The sequence below is a fragment of the Hydrogenophaga sp. GW823-FHT04C09 genome (genome assembly GCF_058796355.1).
Genome location: NZ_JBXAIO010000001.1, coordinates 292,912 through 312,826 on the forward strand (window position 1 = coordinate 292,912; position 19,915 = coordinate 312,826).

Annotated in this window: 21 protein-coding genes; 9 read left to right on the forward strand and 12 right to left on the reverse strand. The window is 68.1% G+C overall.

Features of this window, described 5'->3' with window-relative positions:
- Nucleotides 1–106: 106 nt before the first annotated feature.
- The 3 genes from phbB to AC1Q9M_RS01190 form a co-directional block, all read right to left on the reverse strand.
- On the reverse strand, nucleotides 107–844 hold the full coding sequence (phbB, locus tag AC1Q9M_RS01180) for an acetoacetyl-CoA reductase (protein WP_382158300.1): 738 nt from the start codon (nucleotides 842–844) through the stop codon (nucleotides 107–109).
- Between the two features lie 80 nt (nucleotides 845–924).
- The gene (locus AC1Q9M_RS01185) at nucleotides 925–2,103 is read right to left on the reverse strand and encodes an acetyl-CoA C-acetyltransferase (protein ID WP_382158302.1); all 1,179 of its coding nucleotides are present in this window, start codon (nucleotides 2,101–2,103) and stop codon (nucleotides 925–927) included.
- Between the two features lie 36 nt (nucleotides 2,104–2,139).
- A complete protein-coding gene (locus AC1Q9M_RS01190) occupies nucleotides 2,140–3,984 on the reverse strand; it encodes a PHA/PHB synthase family protein (protein ID WP_444686452.1) in 1,845 nt (614 codons plus the stop codon).
- Between the two features lie 131 nt (nucleotides 3,985–4,115).
- Between AC1Q9M_RS01190 and AC1Q9M_RS01195 the strand changes: the two genes are divergently transcribed.
- Nucleotides 4,116–4,430 carry a hypothetical protein gene (locus tag AC1Q9M_RS01195; RefSeq protein ID WP_382158306.1) on the forward strand — a complete coding sequence of 105 codons (315 nt, stop codon included), beginning with the start codon at nucleotides 4,116–4,118 and terminating at the stop codon, nucleotides 4,428–4,430.
- Here AC1Q9M_RS01195 and pgeF read toward each other — a convergent pair.
- The 4 genes from pgeF to AC1Q9M_RS01215 form a co-directional block, all read right to left on the reverse strand.
- Nucleotides 4,350–5,123 (reverse strand): peptidoglycan editing factor PgeF, encoded by a 774-nt coding sequence (pgeF, locus tag AC1Q9M_RS01200; RefSeq protein ID WP_492432036.1) that lies wholly within the window; start codon nucleotides 5,121–5,123, stop codon nucleotides 4,350–4,352. The genes AC1Q9M_RS01195 and pgeF overlap by 81 nt on opposite strands.
- Complete coding sequence (gene maiA / locus AC1Q9M_RS01205) at nucleotides 5,123–5,764, reverse strand: maleylacetoacetate isomerase (RefSeq protein WP_492432037.1); 642 nt, start codon at nucleotides 5,762–5,764, stop codon at nucleotides 5,123–5,125. Before maiA ends, pgeF begins: the two co-directional genes overlap by 1 nt.
- A gap of 35 nt (nucleotides 5,765–5,799) precedes the next feature.
- The gene (locus AC1Q9M_RS01210; RefSeq protein WP_492432039.1) at nucleotides 5,800–6,903 is read right to left on the reverse strand and encodes an alkene reductase; all 1,104 of its coding nucleotides are present in this window, start codon (nucleotides 6,901–6,903) and stop codon (nucleotides 5,800–5,802) included.
- A gap of 140 nt (nucleotides 6,904–7,043) precedes the next feature.
- Nucleotides 7,044–7,763, reverse strand: coding sequence for a GntR family transcriptional regulator (locus AC1Q9M_RS01215; RefSeq protein ID WP_291116596.1), 720 nt, complete (start codon nucleotides 7,761–7,763; stop codon nucleotides 7,044–7,046).
- 80 nt (nucleotides 7,764–7,843) lie between these two features.
- Here AC1Q9M_RS01215 and AC1Q9M_RS01220 point away from each other — a divergent pair, with 80 nt between their 5' ends.
- From AC1Q9M_RS01220 to AC1Q9M_RS01250, 7 genes are all read left to right on the forward strand, one after another.
- The gene (locus tag AC1Q9M_RS01220) at nucleotides 7,844–9,223 is read left to right on the forward strand and encodes a Rieske 2Fe-2S domain-containing protein (RefSeq protein ID WP_382324519.1); all 1,380 of its coding nucleotides are present in this window, start codon (nucleotides 7,844–7,846) and stop codon (nucleotides 9,221–9,223) included.
- Entirely contained in the window at nucleotides 9,220–10,698 is a 1,479-nt protein-coding gene (locus AC1Q9M_RS01225) for a glutamine synthetase family protein (protein WP_444686448.1), read from the forward strand. Before AC1Q9M_RS01220 ends, AC1Q9M_RS01225 begins: the two co-directional genes overlap by 4 nt.
- 8 nt (nucleotides 10,699–10,706) lie before the next feature.
- The gene (locus tag AC1Q9M_RS01230; RefSeq protein WP_492432042.1) at nucleotides 10,707–11,030 is read left to right on the forward strand and encodes a 2Fe-2S iron-sulfur cluster-binding protein; all 324 of its coding nucleotides are present in this window, start codon (nucleotides 10,707–10,709) and stop codon (nucleotides 11,028–11,030) included.
- A gap of 69 nt (nucleotides 11,031–11,099) precedes the next feature.
- Complete coding sequence (locus AC1Q9M_RS01235; RefSeq protein WP_444686447.1) at nucleotides 11,100–11,804, forward strand: fumarylacetoacetate hydrolase family protein; 705 nt, start codon at nucleotides 11,100–11,102, stop codon at nucleotides 11,802–11,804.
- A 106-nt stretch (nucleotides 11,805–11,910) separates the two neighbouring features.
- Complete coding sequence (locus AC1Q9M_RS01240) at nucleotides 11,911–12,957, forward strand: TRAP transporter substrate-binding protein (RefSeq protein ID WP_382324511.1); 1,047 nt, start codon at nucleotides 11,911–11,913, stop codon at nucleotides 12,955–12,957.
- Nucleotides 12,958–13,029: 72 nt separating this feature from the next.
- On the forward strand, nucleotides 13,030–13,584 hold the full coding sequence (locus AC1Q9M_RS01245) for an NUDIX hydrolase (protein WP_291116575.1): 555 nt from the start codon (nucleotides 13,030–13,032) through the stop codon (nucleotides 13,582–13,584).
- Nucleotides 13,585–13,592: 8 nt separating this feature from the next.
- Nucleotides 13,593–14,771: an MFS transporter gene (locus AC1Q9M_RS01250; RefSeq protein WP_492432045.1), complete on the forward strand. Its 1,179-nt coding sequence runs from the start codon at nucleotides 13,593–13,595 to the stop codon at nucleotides 14,769–14,771.
- A gap of 10 nt (nucleotides 14,772–14,781) precedes the next feature.
- Here AC1Q9M_RS01250 and AC1Q9M_RS01255 read toward each other — a convergent pair whose 3' ends face one another.
- The 3 genes from AC1Q9M_RS01255 to AC1Q9M_RS01265 are packed head-to-tail and all read right to left on the reverse strand — an operon-like array spanning nucleotide 14,782 to nucleotide 16,103.
- Nucleotides 14,782–15,105, reverse strand: a complete 324-nt coding sequence (locus AC1Q9M_RS01255) for an ATPase with chaperone activity (RefSeq protein ID WP_100054371.1) — start codon at nucleotides 15,103–15,105, stop codon at nucleotides 14,782–14,784.
- A 12-nt stretch (nucleotides 15,106–15,117) separates the two neighbouring features.
- Nucleotides 15,118–15,756, reverse strand: a complete 639-nt coding sequence (locus AC1Q9M_RS01260) for an ATPase (RefSeq protein ID WP_382324509.1) — start codon at nucleotides 15,754–15,756, stop codon at nucleotides 15,118–15,120.
- Nucleotides 15,753–16,103, reverse strand: a complete 351-nt coding sequence (locus AC1Q9M_RS01265) for a TA system antitoxin ParD family protein (protein ID WP_382158332.1) — start codon at nucleotides 16,101–16,103, stop codon at nucleotides 15,753–15,755. The genes AC1Q9M_RS01260 and AC1Q9M_RS01265 overlap by 4 nt, the downstream gene beginning before the upstream one ends.
- 88 nt (nucleotides 16,104–16,191) lie before the next feature.
- Here AC1Q9M_RS01265 and AC1Q9M_RS01270 point away from each other — a divergent pair, with 88 nt between their 5' ends.
- Nucleotides 16,192–16,881: a DUF1294 domain-containing protein gene (locus AC1Q9M_RS01270; RefSeq protein ID WP_382324507.1), complete on the forward strand. Its 690-nt coding sequence runs from the start codon at nucleotides 16,192–16,194 to the stop codon at nucleotides 16,879–16,881.
- A gap of 3 nt (nucleotides 16,882–16,884) precedes the next feature.
- Here the strand turns inward: AC1Q9M_RS01270 and AC1Q9M_RS01275 are convergent, their stop codons facing one another.
- Nucleotides 16,885–19,227 (reverse strand): YgiQ family radical SAM protein, encoded by a 2,343-nt coding sequence (locus tag AC1Q9M_RS01275; RefSeq protein WP_444686444.1) that lies wholly within the window; start codon nucleotides 19,225–19,227, stop codon nucleotides 16,885–16,887.
- 92 nt (nucleotides 19,228–19,319) lie between these two features.
- Nucleotides 19,320–19,898 (reverse strand): GAF domain-containing protein, encoded by a 579-nt coding sequence (locus AC1Q9M_RS01280; protein WP_382158338.1) that lies wholly within the window; start codon nucleotides 19,896–19,898, stop codon nucleotides 19,320–19,322.
- Between the last annotated feature and the right edge of the window lie 17 nt (nucleotides 19,899–19,915).

The window sequence follows — 19,915 nt, forward strand, 5'->3', positions numbered from 1 at the left end:
GAAAGGGGGTGGGGGTGCGGTCGAATTTACACCACGCTTTCGCAGGAACCATGCCCGCAACAAAAAACCCGCCGAAGCGGGTTTCTCTTGGAGCGCGTGAGAGTGTTCAGCCCATGTGCAGGCCGCCGTTGACAGAGAAGTCCGCACCGGTGGCGTAGCCGCCCTCCTCGCTGGCCAGCCAGGCGATGATGGACGCGATCTCGCTCGGCTCACCCAGGCGCTTGACGGGCACGGTGGCCACGATCTTCTCCAGCACGTCGGGCCGGATGGCCTTGACCATGTCAGTGCCGATGTAGCCCGGGCTCACGGTGTTGACCGTGACACCCTTGGTCGCCAGCTCCTGCGCCAGCGCCATCGAGAAGCCGTGCATGCCGGCCTTGGCGGCCGAGTAGTTGGTCTGCCCAGCCTGGCCCTTCTCGCCGTTGACCGACGAGATGTTGATGATGCGGCCCCAGCCCTTTTCCACCATGTCGGCCACGACCTGCTTGGTCACGTTGAACATGGAGTTCAGGTTGGTCTCGATCACCGCATCCCAGTCGTCGCGCGACATTTTCAGGAACATGCGATCGCGCGTGATGCCGGCGTTGTTCACCAGCACGTCGATCGTGCCGTGCTCCGCCTTGGTCTTGGTGAAGGCTTCCACGGTGGAATCCCAGTCGCCGACATTGCCGACCGAGGCGTGGAAGGTGTAGCCCTGAGCCTTCTGCTCGTCGAGCCACTTCTTGAAGTCGCGCGTGGGGCCGCAGCCCGCAATGACCGTGAAACCTTCCTTGTGCAGGCGCTGGCAGATGGCCGTTCCGATGCCACCCATGCCGCCTGTGACGTACGCGACTTTCTTGCTCATTTCTTGTGCTCCTTGTGCCTTTGGCGATGGTGACCGGAAGGCCCTCCCTCCGGTCATCCGTTGTTGATTTAACCGTGAATTCAGCGTTCGACCGCGAGGGAAACCCCCATGCCGCCACCGATGCACAGGGCCGCGAGACCTTTCTTTGCATCGCGGCGCTGCATTTCATGCAGCAGCGTCACGAGGATGCGGCAGCCGGACGCACCGATGGGGTGGCCGATGGCGATCGCACCGCCGTTGACGTTCACGCGCGCCGGATCGATGTCCAGCGCCTTGTTGACGGCGCAAGCCTGGGCCGCGAAGGCTTCGTTGAGCTCGAACAGGTCCACGTCGCTGGCCTTCCAGCCAGCGCGCGCCAGGGCCTTCTTCGATGCCGGCACCGGGCCCATGCCCATGGTGGCCGGGTCCAGGCCACTGGTGCCGAAGGCGGCGATGCGCGCCAGCGGCTTGAGGCCCAGCGCCGCGGCCTTCTTGGCGGTCATCACCACCACCGCGGCGGCGCCGTCGTTGATGCCCGAGGCGTTGCCCGCCGTCACCGAGCCGGCCTTGTCGAACGCGGGGCGCAGGCCGGCCAGGGCTTCGGCGCTGGTCTTCTTGTTGATGAACTCGTCGGCATTGAAGAGGATGGGGTCACCCTTGCGCTGCGCAATGCTCACGCCCACGATCTCGTCCTTGAACTTGCCGGCGTCCTGCGCGGCGCTGGCCTTCTGCTGGCTGCCCAGCGCGAGCGCGTCCTGCGCGTCGCGGCTGATGCCGTGTTCCTTGGCCACGTTCTCGGCGGTGATGCCCATGTGGTATTGGTTGTATACGTCCCACAGGCCGTCGACGATCATGGTGTCGGTCATCTTCCAGTCGCCCATGCGCTGGCCGTCGCGGCTGCCGTTGAGCACATGCGGCGAGGCGCTCATGTTCTCCTGGCCACCAGCGATCACGATCTCGCTGTCGCCCCAGGCCACGGCCTGCGCGGCCAGCATCACGGCCTTGAGGCCGGAGCCGCACACGGCGTTGATGGTGAGCGCCGGCGTTTCCTTGGCCACGCCGGCCTTCATCATGGCCTGACGGGCCGGGTTCTGACCCACGCCAGCGGCCAGCACCTGGCCCATGATCACTTCACCGATGGCGTCGGCCGGCAGGCCGGTGCGCTCCAGCAGCGCCTTGATGACGATGCTGCCCAGCTCCGTGGCCGGTGTCTTGGCGAGCGTGCCGCCGAACTTGCCCACGGCGGTGCGGGCGGCTGAAACGATGACGATGTCTTCCATGCAATGTCTCCTGGGGGTGCGGATGAAAAAAAATGTTCAGGCTTTGGCTTTGACGTAACGGCCGGGTGCGGGCTCGATGGCGGTGTAGCGCTTGGCCTTGCCATACGCCTTGGGCGCAGCAATTTGCTTGCCAGCCAGCGGCTTGAGCCAGGCGGACCAGTCGGTCCACCAGCTGCCGGGGTGTTCGGTGGCGCTGGCGATCCAGTCCTTCACGTCGGCCGGGAACTTGCCCGCCGGGCCGATCCAGTGGCTGCGCTTGTTCTTCGACGCGGGGTTGATCACGCCCGCGATGTGACCCGAGGCGCCCATCACGAAGCGCTTCTTGCCCGGGAAGATCTGCGTGCTGCCGTAGGACCCGCCGATGGGCACGATGTGGTCTTCGCGCGAGCCGTAGATGTAGACGGGGAGCTTGACCTGGCGGAAGTCGATCTTCTCGCCGCACACCGTGGTCTTGCCCGGCTTGACCAGGTTGTTCTCCAGGTACATCTGGCGCAGGTACCAGGCGTAGTACGGGCCCGGCAGGTTGGTGCTGTCGGAGTTCCAGTACAGCAGATCGAATGGCGGCGGCGTCTCGCCCTTGAGGTAGTTGCCCACCACGTAGTTCCACACCAGGTCGTTCGGGCGCAGGAAGCTGAAGGTGGTGGCGAGGTCGCGCCCGGGCATGAGGCCGCCATCGGCGAACTGCATCTCGCGGAACTTCACGAAGTTCTCGTCGATGAACACGTCGAGGATGCCTGTGTCGGTGAAGTCGAGCAGCGTGGTGAGGAAGGTCGCGCTGTTCACCGGCGTCTCGCCCCGCGCGGCCAGCACGGCCAGCGCCGTGCCCAGCATGGTGCCGCCCACGCAGAAGCCCAAGGCGTTGATGGTCTCGGCGCCGGTGATGTCCTGCGTGACCGCGATGGCCTTGACGACCGCGTCTTCGATGTACTCGTCCCAGGTCTTCTTCGACAGCGATTCGTCGGGATTGCGCCAGCTCACCACGAAGGTGCGGTGGCCCTGCTCCACGCAGTAGCGGATCAGCGAGTTCTCGGGCTGCAGGTCGAGGATGTAGAACTTGTTGATGCAAGGCGGCACCAGCAGGAAAGGCCGCTCGTACACCTTGGCGGTCAAGGGCTTGTACTCGATGAGTTGGAACAGCTCGTTCTCGAACACCACGGCGCCTTCGGTGGTGGCGACGTTCTTGCCGACTTCGAACACGCTCTCGTCGGTCATGGACACGTGGCCCTGCTTCATGTCGTGCAGCAGGTTGGCCACGCCCTTGGCAATGCTCTCGCCCTGCGTCTCGATCGCCTTCTTCTGCGCTTCCGCATTGAACGCCAGGAAGTTGCTGGGCGCGCTGGCGTCGATCCACTGCTGCACGGCGAAACGGACGCGCGTTCGCGCCTTGGCGTCGCCCTGCACCGCCTCGGCCATGGCCATGAGGGTGCGGGCGTTGAGCAGGTAGGTCGCGGCCGCGAAGGCCGCCATGGGGTTGCTGGCCCAGGCGTCGGACGCGAAGCGCCGATCACCCGCAGGCTTCACGTTCGGCCCTTGGTTCCACAGCCCGGCCAATTCCTTGAGGTAGGTGTTCTGGATCTCCAGCAGCTGGGCCGGGTCGAAGCTGACCGCCTGGCCCTGGCTGGCCTGGCTGAAGATGTCGCCCACGGCCGGCATGCCGGGGAAGCCGGCGGCGCCCGTGGGCATGGCCATCCCGAAGGGGCTGGCCGCGCCCGCTTTCGGCATGAACGCCTTGAACGCGGCAAAGGGGTCGCTGGCGGCGGATGGGGGGGCAGAGGCGCCGGGGAAAGCCTGGGCCATCTGCGTCCACTGTTGAACGAGGTTCTGCTGGAACTGTTGCGCGGTTTCCAGCCAGTCTGAAGAAGGGTTTTTGCCCGATGTCATGCTGGTCTCCTAGGGTGTTGCCTGCGACTTATCATGGGCAGCCCTCGGGGGAGAGATTCCGGATCTTCCCCAGGTTTTTCGTATCAGCATCCAGCAGGCTGACACGGGTGGTCCGGGCTGCAAGGAATGTTGTGTATCTGGTGGTGATCGGTTGGATGTACGTGGTGCTCATGATGTCGGTGGCCGAAGCGACCAACACCACAGGCTCTGTGCTGGGAGCCATTGTGACCTTTTTTCTTTACGGTTTGCTGCCGGTCGCACTGGTGGTTTACCTGATGCTCACGCCACAAAGGCGCAAAGCGATCAAGGCACGCGAGGCCGCGGAGCTCGAAGCACAGCGGGCCGCGACGACCTCGACCACAGCCTCAGTCGATCCAGACGCAGGCGGCCATGCGCCCGGTGCTGCCGAGGCGGACGGCATCGCGCCGGTGCGAAAAGAACCGTGAGGCCTGCGTGACGGTGCACCACGCGGCGCTGCCGTCGTTGCCGTGCACCTGTGCCACGCCCGCGGCCTGAAGCCGGCGCCGCGCGAGCGCGGGCAGGTCCGCCAAAGATTTGCCGTCTCGCCCATGAGACCGAAAACAGGAAGCGGCTTCGACATCGGCCGACACGAAGGCGTCCTTCACTTCCGCGCCGACTTCGAATGCCGACGGACCGATGCAGGGGCCGAGCCAGGCCACCACCACACCCTCGCCCGCCGCTTCGCGCAAGGCGCGCAGCGTGGCCTCGAGCACACCGTTCGCCAGCCCGCGCCAGCCCGCGTGCGCGGCGGCCACCACCTGGCCCGAGGCATGGGCGAACAGCACCGGCAGGCAATCGGCCACCATGATGGTGGCGGCCAGGCCGGGCCCTTGCACCACACAGCCATCGGCCTCGGCGCCGTCCGGCGTCGCGCGGTCCAGCCGCACCACCCCGGTGCCATGCACCTGCTGAAGAAACACGGGACGTGCGGGCGCGGTCAGCGAGGCCAGGCGGGCGCGGTTGGCGGCCACCGCAAGCGGGTCGTCGCGCACGTGGTCGCCCAGGTTGAAGCGGTCGAACGGCGGGGCCGACACACCACCATCGCGCGTGGTAAACAGCGCCCGCACGCCCGGTGGTGCGGGCCAGTCGGGAACCAGGCTGTCCGGGGACTGGGGCATCAGGCCTCGGCGTCCGGGCAGGCCGATGGCTGGGCCTGCTGGAACGCGGGCAAGGCCATGCAGGCCTCGAACGCGGCCATGGTGCGCGGCAGGCCGCTGAAGTCGGTGTTGAAGCGCTGGCCGTTGAAGATCTGCGGCACCAGGCAGCAATCGGCCATGGTGGGCGTGTCGCCCGCGCAGTAGGTGGACGGGGGCTGCAGCGCGAGCTGGCGCTCGAAGGACTCCAGACCGCTGCGCACCCAGTGGCGGTACCAGACGTTCTTGGGCTCCTCTTCCACCTTCAGTTCCTTGGTCAGGTACTTGAGCACGCGCAGGTTGTTGATGGGGTGGATCTCGCAGGCCACGATCTGCGAGAGCGCGCGCACGCGCGCGCGGCCCAGTGCATCGGCCGGCAGCAGCGCGGGCGCGGGCTGCACCTCGTCCAGGTACTCGATGATCGCCATCGACTGCGTCAGGCGCGTGCCATCGTCGAGCTCGAGCAGGGGCACCAGGCCTTCGACCGCCTTGTCGGTGAAGGCCGGCAGCTTGTGGTCGCCGCGCGCGATGTGCACGGGCACGTAGTCGTAGGCAATGCCCTTGAGCGCGAGCGCGATGCGCACGCGGAACGAGGCCGAGGAGCGGAAGTAGTTGTAGAGCTTCATGGGCTCCAAGGATAAACCCGCAGCGGCCTGGCCCCTCAGGCCGTCAACGCCGGGTAGTCGGTGTAGCCCTTTTCGCCGCCGCCGTAGAAGGTGGTCTTGTCGGGCTGGTTGAACGGGCCACCCTGCTGGAGCCGGGCCACGAGGTCGGGGTTGGCGATGTAGCTCTTGCCAAAGGCCACGAGGTCGGCGCCGTCGTCCAGGGCGTTTTGCGCCAGCGAGAGGTCGTAGCCGTTGTTGACCATCCAGGCCGCACGGCCGCCGGCCTCGCGGTAGGCGGCGCGCAGCGCGGCGTAGTCGAACGGGCGATCGGGAATCTCGCGCGGGCCACCCGTGGCGCCTTCGATGACATGCACATAAGCCAGATCGAAACGCGCCAGCTCGCGCACCACGCAGGTGAAGAGCGGCTGCGGGTCGGCGTCGACCACGTCGTTGGCCGGCGTCACGGGCGAGAGGCGGATGCCAGTGCGCGCCGCGCCGATCGCATCGGTCACGGCCTGGACCACTTCCAGCAGCAGGCGCGCCCGGTTCTCGATACTGCCTCCGTAGGCGTCGGTGCGCTGGTTGCTGCCGGTCTTGAGGAACTGGTCGATCAGGTAGCCATTGGCCGCGTGGATTTCCACCCCGTCGAAGCCAGCCTCGATGGCGGCCAGCGCGGCCTTGCGGTAGTCCTCGACGATGCCAGGCAATTCGGCCGCGTCGAGCGCGCGCGGCACGGAGGTTTCCACGAAGGTGGGCACACCGTCCTTGATCAGCACCGTCTTGGTCTTGGCGGCAATGGCCGAGGGCGCCACGGGAGCACCACCGTTGGGTTGCAGCTCGGTGTGCGAAACGCGGCCCACGTGCCAGAGCTGGGTGACGATCTTGCCGCCGGCGGCGTGCACGGCCGCGGTCACGCGTTTCCAGCCTTCGATCTGTTCGGCCGCGTACAGGCCCGGCACATCGGCATAACCCTGGCCCTGGTGGCTGATGGCGGTTGCTTCGGTGATCAACAGGCCGGCGCTGGCGCGCTGCTGGTAATAGGTGGCCATGAGCGGCGTGGGCACGGCGTTGGGCGCGCGGTTGCGCGTGAGCGGTGCCATGACGATGCGGTTGGCCAGCGACAGCTGGCCGGCGGTGGCGGGTTCGAAAAGGCGGGTCATGCGGATGGGTCAGCGGGGTTGAACGATGGCCCATTGTGCGCAGCCACCCCCGTCGACTCCTCGGGATGGCGCAAATCCCCACGGCCGCAAGGTCGTTGCGGCCGTCCCTGCAAACCCGCCGCGCTTGTGCTGCTGAACGCTCAGCCCACCACCAGGCGGATGCCGGGCAGCACCTGCTCGGACTCGGCGCGCCGCTCCAGCGCCAGGCGCATGTTCATCTGCGCCACTTCGGTGTGTTCCACCGCGAGCGCCTGGGCGCGCGCGCTTTCGCCGCGCCGCAGGGCATCGAACAGCATGTGGTGCTGGCGGTGCGCGTACAGCATCCAGTCGCGGTCCATGGTCACCGTGCCCTGCATGGGCAGCATGGCCGAGGCCGGCGCGAACGGCAGCTTGTCGTTGAGTTCCACCGAGCGTTGCAGGGCCCGGTTGCCGCAGGCATCGAGGATCAGCGCGTGGAAGCGGTCGTTCATCAGGGCGTAGGCCGCGTAGCTTTCGATGGTCAGCGGGTTGTCCGCGAGCAGGCGGTCTCCCTCATCGAGCACGGTCTGCAACTGGCCCTGCAACTGGCGCGACACGCCGTGTTCGGCCACCAGCCGTGCGGCCATGCCTTCGAGGTGGCCGCGCACCGCGATGGCGTCGATCACTTCCTGCGCGGTGAACTGGCGCACCAGGTATTTGCCGGTCTCGTTGGCCTGCACGAGCCCCTCCTGCTCCAGCGTGACCAGCGCGGCGCGCACCGGCGTGCGCGAGGCGCCCAGGCGTTCGGCCAGCTGTTGCTCGGCCAGGCGCTGGCCGGGTTCGAACTGACCGCTCAGGATCAGGTCGCGCAATTGCATCAAAACGGTTTCTTGCAGGCTCATGGCACAAAATGTACACCGAAATCAAAAAACGGTATACCATTTCGACACCCCACCCCGTTTTATTGCCGGAGATTCCCCACATGAAAGCCGAACTCAATCAACGCATGACCCAGGTCGGACCGGGCACGCCCGGTGGCGAGCTGCTGCGCCGCTACTGGCAGCCGGTGGCGCTGATGGACGAATTCAACCCCGCGCTGGACCCCCAGATGGCCGTGCGCCCCGTGAAGGCGGTGCGCGTGCTGGGCCAGAACTTCGTGCTGTTCCGCGACGCCCTGGGCGAGTTCGGCCTGCTCGATCGCGACTGCCCGCACCGCGGCGCCGACCTCGCCTTCGGCCGCAACGAAGGCGATGGCATCCGCTGCCCCTTCCACGGCTGGAAGTTCGACACCACGGGCCAGTGCATCGACACCCCGGCCGAGCCCGCCGGCAGCAAGATGTGCACGCGCATCAAGCAGCGCAGCTACCCGCTGGTGCAGCGCAGCGGCGTGCTGTTCGGCTGGTTCGGTCCCGAGGACCAGACGCCCCCGCCCTTCCCCGAGCTGGACTGCTTCACCGCGCCCGAAAGCCACACCTTCGCCTTCAAGGGCCTGTGGCACTGCAACTGGCTGCAGTCGCTGGAAGTGGGCATCGATCCGGCGCACGCCTCCTACCTGCACCGCTTCTTCAACGACGGCTCGCTGGAAGACAGCTACGGCAAGCAGTTCCGCGGCGCCAGCGCCGGTGACGTGGGCGGCGAACGCTGGCCCATGACGCGCGTGATGCGCGAATTCGGCCAGCCGCTCATCAGCTTCGAGCCCAAGCCCTATGGCCTGCAGCTCACCGCGCTGCGCCCCATGACCGACGAGCTGACCCACGTGCGCGTGACCAATGCCGTGTTCCCGCAGACCTTCGTGATCCCGCTGTCGGAGACCATGACGATCACGCAGATGCACGTGCCGGTGGACGACACCCACAACTACTGGTACGCCTTCTTCACCAGCTTCACCGGCCCGGTGGACAAGGACGCCATGCGCACGCCTCGCCTGCAGGCGGTGACCCTGCCCGACTACATCCCGAAGTCGGGCCGCCACAACAACTGGGGCTTCAACGCCGAAGAGCAGCAGACCCGCACCTACCTCGGCATGGGCGAGGACGACATCAACGTGCACGACCAGTGGGCCTGCGAGAGCATGGGCCCGATCCAGGACCGCACGCGCGAACACCTGGGCACCACCGACAAGGTGGTGATGGCGAACCGCCGCATGCTGCTGCAGGCCATCGACGCCGTGGAGCAAGGCGGCACGGCCCCCGGCGTGGCCGACCCGGCCTTGCACGGCGCCATTGCAGGCCCCGACACGGTGGACGGCATCGCCCCCGCGCAGGGCTGGGAAACCTGGTGGCAGGACGCGGTGCGCGACAAGCGCGAAGGTGCGCCCTGGCACGCGAAAGCCTCCGCCGAGGAAACGGCGGGCGCCAAATGACATCGTTCGCCCAACGCTGCGGCCTCGAATCCCCCGAACGCGACGCCGAATGCCGGCGCGTGGCCCAACTCATCGAAGCCAGCGGCATCGAGCTGGTGCGCTTCGGCTGGTGCGACGCCCACGGCATGCTGCGCGGCAAAACGCTCACCGCCAAAGCAGCGCTGCGCGCGCTGAACGACGGCGTGGGCATGGTGGGCACGCTGATGCTCAAGGACACGGCCGACCGCACGGCCTGGAAGGTGTTCGAGCCCGGTGGCGCCGACGGCCTGCCCGGCTTCGCCGGCGCGGCCAACCTCATGCTCATGCCCGATCCGCAGAGCTTCACCGTGCTGCCCTGGCTGGAGCGCACCGGCTGGCTGCGCTGCCAGCCCTGGTTCGCCGACGGCACGCCCGTGCCGCTGGACGCGCGCGGCATGCTGCAGACCGCGCTGGCGAAACTGGGCCAGGCCGGCTACGGCCTCAAGACCGGGCTGGAGGTGGAGTTCCACATCTACCGCATCACCGACACGCGCCCTCAGCTCGACCCCGAACTCGCGGCCTGGCCCGGCCTGCCGCCCACGGTGGAGATGATCCACCCCGGCTACAACCTGCAGGCCGAGGCCATGGGCGACATGAGCGACGAGCCGCTGCGCATCGTGCAGCGCACCGCGCAGGCGTTGGGCCTGCCGCTGCAGTCGCTGGAAATCGAACTCGGCCCGAGCCAGGTGGAAGCGGTGTTCGACGCCACCGACGCCCTGACCGCTGCCGACCAGATGGTGCTGTTCCGCAACGGCGTGCGCCAGGCGCTGCGTCGCGCGGGCTACCACGCCACCTTCATGTGCCGCCCGCCGTTCCCCAACATCATGTCCAGCGGCTGGCACCTGCACCAGTCGCTGGTGGACCTGAAGACCGGCCGCAACGCCTGCGTGCGCGACACGCCCGCACCCGGCACCACCCGCACCGACGCCACGCACACGCTGTCCGAGGCGGGCGCGCACTGGCTCGCCGGCCTGCTGTCGCACGCGCGCGGCATGACGGTGCTGTGCACGCCCACCATCAACGGCTTTGCCCGCTTCCGGCCCAACGCGCTGGCACCGCAGGCCGCGCTGTGGGGGCAGGACAACCGGGGCGCCATGCTGCGCGTGGTGGGGGCGGCCGGCGACAACGCCACCCGCATCGAGAACCGCGTGGGTGAGCCCGCCGCCAACCCCTACCTCTACATGGCCGCGCAGATCCACGCCGGGCTCGACGGCCTGGCGCGCGCCACGCTGCCGCCGCCCGCGAGCGAATCGCCCTACGCGGCCGACAACCAGAAGCTGCCCTCTTCGCTGGGTGAAGGCCTGGATGCGCTGCGCGCCGACCGCGCGCTGTGCGCAGCGCTGGGTGAGGACTTCGTGCGCTACTTCTGCCGCATCAAGCAAAGCGAGATCGACCGCCACGCGCAAGCCGAGGACAAGACCGACTTCGAGCGCCGCGAGTACTTCGCCAGGACTTGAGCCCGCCCATGATCTCGATCCGATTCCTCAACGCCGATGGCACGGTGCAGGCCATCCAGACCGAGCCGGGCCAGAGCCTGATGAAGGCCGCGGTGGACGCGAACATCCAGGGCATCGAGGCCGACTGCGGCGGCAGCCTCACATGCGCCACCTGCCACGTGATGATCGGGGCGCCCTGGGCCGCGATGCTGAGCGCCCCGGTGCCCGACGAGATCGACATGCTGGACTTCGCGTCCAGCCCGGTGGAGGCCGACAGCCGCCTGAGTTGCCAGGTCAAGCTCACGCCGGAGATGGATGGCATGGAGGTCCGGCTGCCCGCGTCCCAGCAATGAGGACGCACCGAAAAGCGGTCTGCGCCCATGGCACACTGGTGATCTTCGATTCCAACGAAACCACCTGCCATGCCAGACACCACCTACCTCTTCGCCCCCCCGGCCACCGTGAGCGTGCCCGTGGTGGGGCGCGCCGAGCGCTTCCCCGTGCACCGCATCTACTGCGTGGGCCGCAACTACGAAGAGCACGCCAAGGAGATGGGCTTCACCGGCCGCGAGCCGCCCTTCTTCTTCCTCAAGCCGGCCGATGCCATCGTGGTCGCCGAGGCAGGCCAGACCGCTTCCATGCCCTACCCCAGCCTCACCGGCAACCTGCACCACGAGATCGAACTCGTGGTCGCCATCGGCGTGGGCGGCAAGAACATCCAGGCCGCCGACGCCGCGAAGCACATCTGGGGTTATGCCGTGGGCCTGGACATGACGCGCCGCGACCTGCAGAACGACATGAAGAAGCAGGGCCGCCCCTGGTGCATCGGCAAGGCCTACGACCAGTCCGCGCCCATCGGCCCCATCACCCCGGCCGCGCAGGCCGGCCACGTGAACGAGGCGCCGATCTGGCTGCAGGTCAATGGCGCGGACCGCCAGCGCAGCACCGTGGCCAAGCTGATCTGGAACGTGGCCGAGACCATCGAACACCTGTCGGCCGCCTGGGAACTGCAACCCGGCGACCTGATCTACACCGGCACGCCCGAAGGCGTGGCGGCCGTGGTGAAGGGCGACACCCTGCACGGCGGCGTGGACGGCCTCACACCCATTTCGGTGCGCGTGGCCTGAACGAGAACGTGACGCAGGTCGCATCCGAGGGTTAGACCTCTCACGAAAACGACCTGGCCTGACATATGCTTTTCCCGTTTTTCTTTGACCCCAGGAGACTTTCAACATGATTCAACGCAGAACCCTGCTCCAGTCCGGTGCGGCCGTGGCCCTCGGCGCACCCGCGCTCACAGGCTTCGCCCAACAAAGCGTCACGCTCAAGTTCCACACGTTCATGGCACCTCAGTCCAACGTGTACATCAACATGCACAAGGCATGGATGGACAAGGTCGAGAAGGACTCCGGCGGCCGGATCAAGTTCGAAGGTTATCCCGCCATGCAGCTGGGCGGCACGCCCGTGCAGCTGTTCGACCAGGCGCGCGACGGCGTGGTCGACATCGTCTGGACGCTGCCGGGCAACACCCCGGGCCGCTTCCCGCGCACCGAAGTGTTCGAGCTGCCGTTCATGATGAACAACGCCGAAGCCACCTCCAAGGCGTTCTGGGAGTACATCACCACGATGGCCCCCGACGAGTACAAGGAAGTGCAGCCCATCGCCCTGCAGGTGCACGGCCCGGGCATGTTCCACATGCGCAGCAAGCAGATCAAGACCGCGGAAGACCTGCGCGGCTCCAAGGTGCGCGGCCCGACCCGCCAGATCACCAAGATGCTGGGCTACCTCGGCGCCATCCCCGTGGGCATGCCGCTGCCGCAGATCCCCGATGCGCTCTCCAAGGGCGTGATCGACGGCTGCGTGATCCCCTGGGAAGTGGTGCCCTCGGTCAAGGTGCACGAGCTCACCAAGTTCCACAGCGAGTTCGACCCCGCTGGCGGCGCGCTCTACACCACCACCTTCGTGATGGGCATGAACCGCAACAAGTACGCCTCGCTGCCGCCCGACCTCAAGGCCGTCATCGACAAGAACTCGGGCATCGAGACCTCCGGCTGGCTGGGCAAGGTGCAGCAGGCCGGCGATGCGCCCGGCCGTGAAGCCGCCGTCAAGCAGGGCAACACCATCTACACCATCCCCTCGGCCGAAGCGCAGGAATTCAAGCGCAAGGCGCGCCTGGTGGAAGTGGAGTGGGTGCAGGACATGGACAAGCGCGGCTTCAAGGGCCAGGAGCTGTTGAACGCAGCCAAGGCCCTGATCGCCAAGCACGGCAAGAAGGCCTGAGTCTCCCCTCCTCGAAAAGCCGGGCCCAGCCCGGCTTTTTTTCGCCCTGTGACGGCCCGCTAAACTGCGCTGATGCTGCGCACACCCCCCAAACACTGCCGCAACTGCGGCACCGCCGTCGACATGCGCCTGCCCGACGACGGCGACACCAAGATCCGCGCCGTCTGCCCCACCTGCCACACGGTGCATTACGAGAACCCGCTCAACGTCGTCGGCACCGTGCCGGTGTGGGGCGAGACGGGCGAGTACGTGCTGCTCTGCAAGCGCAACATCGAACCGCGCTGGGGCAAATGGACGCTGCCGGCCGGCTTCATGGAGCTCGGTGAAACCACCGCCGAAGGCGCGGCCCGCGAGACCGATGAAGAAGCCGGCGCGCAGTTCGAACTCGGCGACATCTTCACGCTGATGAACGTGGCGCGCGTGGGCCAGGTGCACATCTACTACCGCGCCCGGCTGCTCAGCGACCGCTTCGACCCCGGCCACGAAACCATCGAGGCACGGCTGTTCACCGAAGACCAGATTCCCTGGGACGAGATCGCCTTTCGCACCGTCAAGGAAACCCTGGAACACTACTTCGCCGATCGCCGGCAAGGCCGCTTCGGCTTCCACGCCTTCGACATCGCCTGAGCAGCGGCATGGGCTCGGCACGCGACTGGCCCCTGGTGCTGCGCCTGGGCACGGCGCAGACGCTGGCCTGGGCCTCCACCTACTACCTGCCGGCCCTGCTGGCCGCGCCGATGGCCCGGGGCCTGGGCGTGCCGGCGTCCCACGTCTGGGGCGCGGTTACGGCCGCGATGCTGCTGGCGGCGGCACTGGGCCCCTGGGCCGGCCACGCCATCGACCGCTGGGGCGGTCGCCCGGTGCTCACGGGCACCAGCCTGCTCGCCGCCGCGGGCCTGGCGGTGCTGTCGCAAGCGCAGGGCACGGCGGGGCTGGTGCTGGGCTGGCTGCTGCTGGGCATCGTCATGGGCAGCGGCCTGTACGAAGCCGCCTTTGCCGCGCTGGTGCGGCTCAAGGGACATGACGCCCGCGCGTCCATCACCGGCATCACCCTGCTGGCCGGCTTCGCCAGCACCGTGGGTTGGCCACTCAGCGGCTGGATGGAAACGGCCTGGGGCTGGCGCGGTGCCTGCCTGGGCTGGGCCGGCCTGCACCTGTTGCTCGGCCTGCCGCTGAACGCCAGCCTGCCCCGCGCCTCCCCCTTGCCCGAGCCAGCCCGCAACGCGGCGCCACCCTCCCCCGATGCGCCCGCACCGCAGGCACCGCCGCACCGCTGGACGGCCGGTGTGCTGGCCTATGTGTTCGCCGCCACCTGGTTCGTGAGCACGGCCATGGCGGCGCACCTGCCGGCCCTGCTGATGGCCGGGGGTGCCACCCTGGCCGGCGCGGTTGCCATCGGCGCCCTGGTCGGGCCCGCGCAGGTGGCGGGCCGGCTGCTGGAGTTCGGCCTGCTGCGGCGGCTGCACCCGGTGTTCGCCGCGCGCGCCGCGGCCCTGGGCCATCCCCTGGGGGTCGCCTGCTGGATGCTGCTGGGCCCGGTGGCCGGGCCGCTGTTCGCCATCCTGCACGGCGCGGGCAACGGCATCATGACCATCGCCAAGGGCACGCTGCCACTGGTGTACTTCGGCCCCGCGGGCTATGGCCGGCGGCAAGGCCTCATCATGCTGCCCTCGCGCCTGGCGCAGGCTTTTGCGCCGCTGGTGTTCGGCGCCTGCCTCGAGCGCTGGGGCGAAGGCGCGCTGTGGATCTCCAGCGCACTGGGCCTGAGCGCCTTCGCCTGCCTGGTGTGGCTGCGCGCCACCAAGTCGCGCTGAGTCGCGGCCGTCAGGCCACGGGCGCACCGCCCTCGGGCGCTCGCCAATCCAGCAGTTCGGCCAGGCGGTGCACCACCCACACCGACTCGGCCTCGCTCACCACCGTGGGCTCCACCCGCAAACCCTGCAGGCAGCGCGCGAGCACGTCGGCCTCGGTGATGCCCAGGCCGAATTCCATGTTGCGCGCGGTCTCGGTGAGCATCTGCGCCATGTCCTCGCACAGCTCATAGCGCGCGGCCAGCTCGTCGCGCGGCAGGCTGGGTTTCTGGCGCCCGGGCGCCACATACAGCGCCAGGAAGGACGGGGGAATTTCGATCTGCGATTCGTCGGACATGCCGCACTGTAATCAATGGGCGGCGGCCGGCGGGCCTTCGGGCACCTCGGCCAGCAGTTGCTCGGCCCAGGCCGGCCAGCGCACCGGGTTCTTCCACAGCGCGCGCCCGGCACGGCAACGCGCCACCAGGCGCGGTGGCTGCACCACGCGGTTGCGCGGGCCGGAGGTGTCGTACAGCAAGGCCAGGTCGGCGAGCGCGACCGCCTTCGCCAGGTTCGCCAGCGTGCGCGGGTAACGCGCCAGGATGCGCTCGGGCGGCACGCTGTGGCCGCCTTCGCTTTCGCGCTGCTGCACACGCGCGAGCAGTTGCCGCGGTTCGTCTACGCAGACCACCAGCAGCACGACCGCGAAACCGGCCGCCTTCGCCGCCGCCAGCAGATCGAGCTTGGAGGGGTGCGAGAAGACGGTTTCGCTCACGAAGGACTCACCCGCCGCCAGGCAGGCCGCGCGCTGCTGGTCGGCCCATTGCCGCGCCATCTGCGAACGCTTCAACGGGTGGCTGATGTGCTGCAGGTGCGCGGCCTCGTGCAGGTCGGCGTTGACGAACTCGGCCTCGGGCGGGATCAGCCCGGTGGCCAGCGCGGCCCGGTACAGCGTGGACTTGCCGGCACCGTTGGGGCCGGCGAGCAGGTAGAAAACCGGCTGGGTCACGCGGCGCGGCGAGCGGCCGGTGCCTTGCTGCGGTTGTCGAGCACGGTCTGGCGCACGGCCTGGGCCAGGCGGCCGCTGGATTCGGCGGCCAGGAAGCGGGCCTCGATCGCATCGACCGGATCGGCCGCCGCCTCGGCGTGGCGGGCGGCGGCGTCGTACCGGGCGATGGCTTCGCGGGCTTCCTGCACCGTCAGGCCCGTTTCTTCGGCGATGCGGCCCAGCGTGGCCCAGTACTCGATCTGGCCCGCCACCGAGCGGCGCTGGGGCTGCGCGGCCTCACGCGCCTGCCGGACCAGGCCGGCGGGCAACTTGACCGAGGAAAATGCGCTGCTGCTGGAAGACGACATGGAAATCTCCTGGATGGCGCATTTTGCGCCATTTCGGATACCATGGCAACCGAGCGGATTTTCCACCCGACACCTTTCACACGCGATCATGAAAAAACAGGGAACCGTGGTGCGCTGGGACAGCGAGAAGGCCTTCGGCTTCATCCGCTGCCCACAGATCCCCGCCGACGTCTTCTTTCACCTGCGCGATTACAGCGGCCCGTCCAAGCCGCGCGAAGGCATGCAGGTGATGTTCGACGACATCCACGTGGGCGGCAAAGGCCCGCGCGCGCTGTCGGTGGAGCCGGCCCGCAACGCCATCGTCACCGAGGCGCCCGCGCCGCCTCCGCCGCCGGCCGGCGCCGAGCTGCTGCCACCCCGCCAGCCGGCGGCCCGCTCGCGCTCGCAATGGCAGAAGCGGCGCGAGGAACGCCCCTTGTGGATCGGCCTGGGCCTGATCGCCTTCTGGCTGCTGCTGTGGCTGGTCGGCATCGGCATGGGGCGCTTCCCCTGGGTGATCCTGACCGCCGTGGTGCTGATCAACCTGGTCACGTTCTACATGTACTGGCGCGACAAGCACGCGGCCATCAACGAAGTCCAGCGCACGCCCGAAGACTGGCTGCACGGCCTGGCCGTGGCCGGCGGCTGGCCGGGCGCGTGGTTCGCCCAGCAGATCCTGCGCCACAAGACGAGCAAGCGGCCGTTCCGCCTGATCTACTGGGGCACGGTGGCGGTCAACATGCTGGCCCTGCTGGCCTGGATCCTGTGGCCGGCGTTCCTCGGCGCGCCGGCCGCCTGAGTTTCAGCGCGGCTTGCGCTTGCCCGCACCGGCCGGCGCGGAACCGGTGACACGCGGCGGCAGGCCGGTGTGCTGCGTGAGCAGGCGGCCCTTGCCCGGCTGGGCGCCCGGCACCTTGTTGCCCACTGGCGTGCTGTTCTTGCGGCGCGCGCTCTGGTAGCTGCCGTCCGTCATCGGCTGGAAGGTGGGGATGAGGTGGTGCTTGCCGTTGCCGATGAGGTCGGCGCGGCCCATGGTCTTGAGCGCTTCGCGCAGCAGCGGCCAGTTGTTCGGGTCGTGGTAGCGCAGGAAGGCCTTGTGCAACCGGCGGCGCTTGTCGCCGCGCACGATGTCCACGCGCTCGGCGCGGTCGTCGCGGTGGATGCCCTTGAGCGGGTTCAGGTTGGTGTGGTACATGGCCGTCGCGGTGGCCATGGGGCTGGGGTAGAAGGTCTGCACCTGGTCGGCGCGGAACCCGTTCTTCTTGAGCCAGATCGCGAGGTTCATCATGTCCTCGTCGCTGGTGCCCGGGTGGGCCGCGATGAAATACGGGATGAGGAACTGCTTCTTGCCCGCCTCTTCGCTGAACTTCTCGAACAGCTGCTTGAAGCGGTCGTAGCTGCCGATGCCGGGCTTCATCATCTTCGACAGCGGCCCGCCCTCGGTGTGCTCGGGCGCGATCTTGAGGTAACCCCCCACGTGGTGCTGCACCAGCTCCTTCACGTACTCGGGGCTCTTGACCGCGAGGTCGTAGCGCAGGCCCGAGCCGATCAGGATCTTCTTGATGCCGCGCAACTCGCGCGCGCGGCGGTAGATCTTGATCAGCGGGCCGTGGTCGGTGTGCAGGTTGGAGCAGATGCCGGGGTAGACGCAGCTGGGCTTGCGGCAGGCGGCCTCGATCTCGGGCGACTTGCAGCCCAGGCGGTACATGTTGGCCGTGGGGCCGCCGAGATCGGACACCACGCCGGTGAAGCCTTCCACCTTGTCGCGGATGTCCTCCACCTCCTTGATGATGGACTCCTCGGAACGGCTCTGGATGATCCGGCCCTCGTGCTCGGTGATCGAGCAGAAGGTGCAGCCGCCGAAACAGCCGCGCATGATGTTCACGCTGAAGCGGATCATTTCCCAGGCCGGGATCTTGGTCGCGCCGTCGTGCCTGCCGTGTTCGTCGGCGTAGGCCGGGTGCGGGCTGCGTCCGTACGGCAGATCGAACACGTGATCCATCTCGGCCGTGGTCAGCGGGATCGGCGGCGGGTTGATCCACACGTCGCGCGCTGTCGTGCCTTCGCCGTGCGCCTGCACGAGCGCGCGCGCGTTGCCGGGGTTGGTCTCGAGGTGCAGCACGCGGTTGGCGTGGGCGTAGAGCACGGCGTCGCTCTTGACCTGCTCGTAGCTGGGCAGGCGGATCACCGAGCGCTCGCGCGGCGGCACCTTGAGCCGACCCTTGCCTTGCAGCGCGGGGTTGGGCACGAACTTCAGCGTCTGGATGGCCGGGTTGACCTCGGCCGGCGCGGCGGCGGCCTCGCCCTCTTCCTTGGCGCAGCTCTGCCCCTGGGCCTGGGCCTGTTCGCTGGTGGTCTGGTAGGGGTTGATGTGGCTTTCCACGCGCCCGGGCGTGTCGACCTCGCTCGAATCGATCTCGATCCAGCCGGCGGCCGTCGGGTCGCCGGGCCGGCGCACGAAGGCGGTGCCGCGCACGTCGGTGATCTGCTCGATCGGTTCGCGCGCCGCGATGCGGTGCGCCACCTCGACCAGCGCGCGCTCGGCGTTGCCGTATAGCAGCAGGTCGCACTTGCTGTCGACCACCACGCTGCGGCGCACCTTGTCGCTCCAGTAGTCGTAGTGGGCGATGCGGCGCAGGCTGCCTTCGATGCCGCCGAGCACGATGGGCACGTCCTTGAAGGCCTCGCGGCAGCGCTGGCTGTAGACGATGGCGGCACGATCGGGCCGCTTGCCGCCCACGTCGCCCGGCGTGTAGGCGTCGTCGCTGCGGATCTTGCGGTCCGCCGTGTAGCGGTTGATCATGGAATCCATGTTCCCGGCGGTCACGCCCCAGAACAGGTTGGGCTTGCCCAGGGCCTTGAAGGCCTCGGCGCTGGTCCAGTCGGGCTGGGCGATGATGCCCACGCGAAAGCCCTGCGCCTCCAGCACACGCCCCACCACGGCCATGCCGAAGCTGGGGTGGTCCACATAGGCGTCGCCCGTCACCAGGATGATGTCGCAGCTGTCCCAGCCCAGCTGCTCCATTTCGGCGCGGCTCATCGGCAGGAACGGCGCCACGCCGAACCGCTTGGCCCAGTAGGGGCGGTAGCTGGTGATCGGCTTGGCGGCGCGCGCGAAGAAGGAGACGTCGATGGGGGCGTTCATGGGGCTGGCACAGACCCGGAGCGCGGGCGGCTGGAAAACCCCTGATTTTACGGGCCCACCCCCTTTTCAGGGGCCTTCAACCCCATTCCCCTTCATTTGGGCCTGAGCTGCCATTCCGGCACCGACTCGGGCGCCTTGCGCACCACGCGCCGCTGATCGAGCTTCTGGGCCGCCAGCCGGGCCGTGAACTCCAGTTTCTTCAGGTCTTCCGTGTTGGGCTTGTCCTGGGGATGGAAGCTGAAGCAGCACAGCGTGCCGTAGATGTCGCCGTTCTCCAGCACGATGGGCGTGCTGATGTGCGTGCCGATGGGAAAAGGCACGCTCCTGAGCAATTCCGAGGCGAGCGGATGGGCCGAGGCGTCGGCGATGAACCTGGGCAGGCGGCCATCGACCACACGCTGGCACCAGGAGCGCTCCAGCGGCTCCGAGCCGCCTTCGCCGATCACGGGCGAGTCGGGCGCCTGGGACACATGGCGGAACACGCGCTGGCCATCGGTGAATTCGGAGACGAACACCACGTCCATCTTCATGCGTTCGCGCAGCAGGCGCAGCACGTCGGAGACGGCGTTGTCGATGAGTTCGTCGGAGCCGTCGGAGGTGGCCACCAGCAGTTCGGTGACCTGGACCAGAAGGTCGTCGGCCTTGTAGCCGAGATCGTTGAGCGGATTCATGCCGCTTTTATAAACCG

Bases quoted from the DNA above. Each gene is read 5' to 3' on its own strand.
- phbB (WP_382158300.1), bottom strand. From the start codon at position 844: ATGAGCAAGAAAGTCGCGTACGTCACAGGCGGCATGGGTGGCATCGGA.
- AC1Q9M_RS01185 (WP_382158302.1), bottom strand. From the start codon at position 2,103: ATGGAAGACATCGTCATCGTTTCAGCCGCCCGCACCGCCGTGGGCAAG.
- AC1Q9M_RS01190 (WP_444686452.1), bottom strand. From the start codon at position 3,984: ATGACATCGGGCAAAAACCCTTCTTCAGACTGGCTGGAAACCGCGCAA.
- pgeF (WP_492432036.1), bottom strand. From the start codon at position 5,123: ATGCCCCAGTCCCCGGACAGCCTGGTTCCCGACTGGCCCGCACCACCG.
- maiA (WP_492432037.1), bottom strand. From the start codon at position 5,764: ATGAAGCTCTACAACTACTTCCGCTCCTCGGCCTCGTTCCGCGTGCGC.
- AC1Q9M_RS01210 (WP_492432039.1), bottom strand. From the start codon at position 6,903: ATGACCCGCCTTTTCGAACCCGCCACCGCCGGCCAGCTGTCGCTGGCC.
- AC1Q9M_RS01215 (WP_291116596.1), bottom strand. From the start codon at position 7,763: ATGAGCCTGCAAGAAACCGTTTTGATGCAATTGCGCGACCTGATCCTG.
- AC1Q9M_RS01220 (WP_382324519.1), top strand. From the start codon at position 7,844: ATGAAAGCCGAACTCAATCAACGCATGACCCAGGTCGGACCGGGCACG.
- AC1Q9M_RS01225 (WP_444686448.1), top strand. From the start codon at position 9,220: ATGACATCGTTCGCCCAACGCTGCGGCCTCGAATCCCCCGAACGCGAC.
- AC1Q9M_RS01230 (WP_492432042.1), top strand. From the start codon at position 10,707: ATGATCTCGATCCGATTCCTCAACGCCGATGGCACGGTGCAGGCCATC.
- AC1Q9M_RS01235 (WP_444686447.1), top strand. From the start codon at position 11,100: ATGCCAGACACCACCTACCTCTTCGCCCCCCCGGCCACCGTGAGCGTG.
- AC1Q9M_RS01240 (WP_382324511.1), top strand. From the start codon at position 11,911: ATGATTCAACGCAGAACCCTGCTCCAGTCCGGTGCGGCCGTGGCCCTC.
- AC1Q9M_RS01245 (WP_291116575.1), top strand. From the start codon at position 13,030: ATGCTGCGCACACCCCCCAAACACTGCCGCAACTGCGGCACCGCCGTC.
- AC1Q9M_RS01250 (WP_492432045.1), top strand. From the start codon at position 13,593: ATGGGCTCGGCACGCGACTGGCCCCTGGTGCTGCGCCTGGGCACGGCG.
- AC1Q9M_RS01255 (WP_100054371.1), bottom strand. From the start codon at position 15,105: ATGTCCGACGAATCGCAGATCGAAATTCCCCCGTCCTTCCTGGCGCTG.
- AC1Q9M_RS01265 (WP_382158332.1), bottom strand. From the start codon at position 16,103: ATGTCGTCTTCCAGCAGCAGCGCATTTTCCTCGGTCAAGTTGCCCGCC.
- AC1Q9M_RS01270 (WP_382324507.1), top strand. From the start codon at position 16,192: ATGAAAAAACAGGGAACCGTGGTGCGCTGGGACAGCGAGAAGGCCTTC.
- AC1Q9M_RS01275 (WP_444686444.1), bottom strand. From the start codon at position 19,227: ATGAACGCCCCCATCGACGTCTCCTTCTTCGCGCGCGCCGCCAAGCCG.
- AC1Q9M_RS01280 (WP_382158338.1), bottom strand. From the start codon at position 19,898: ATGAATCCGCTCAACGATCTCGGCTACAAGGCCGACGACCTTCTGGTC.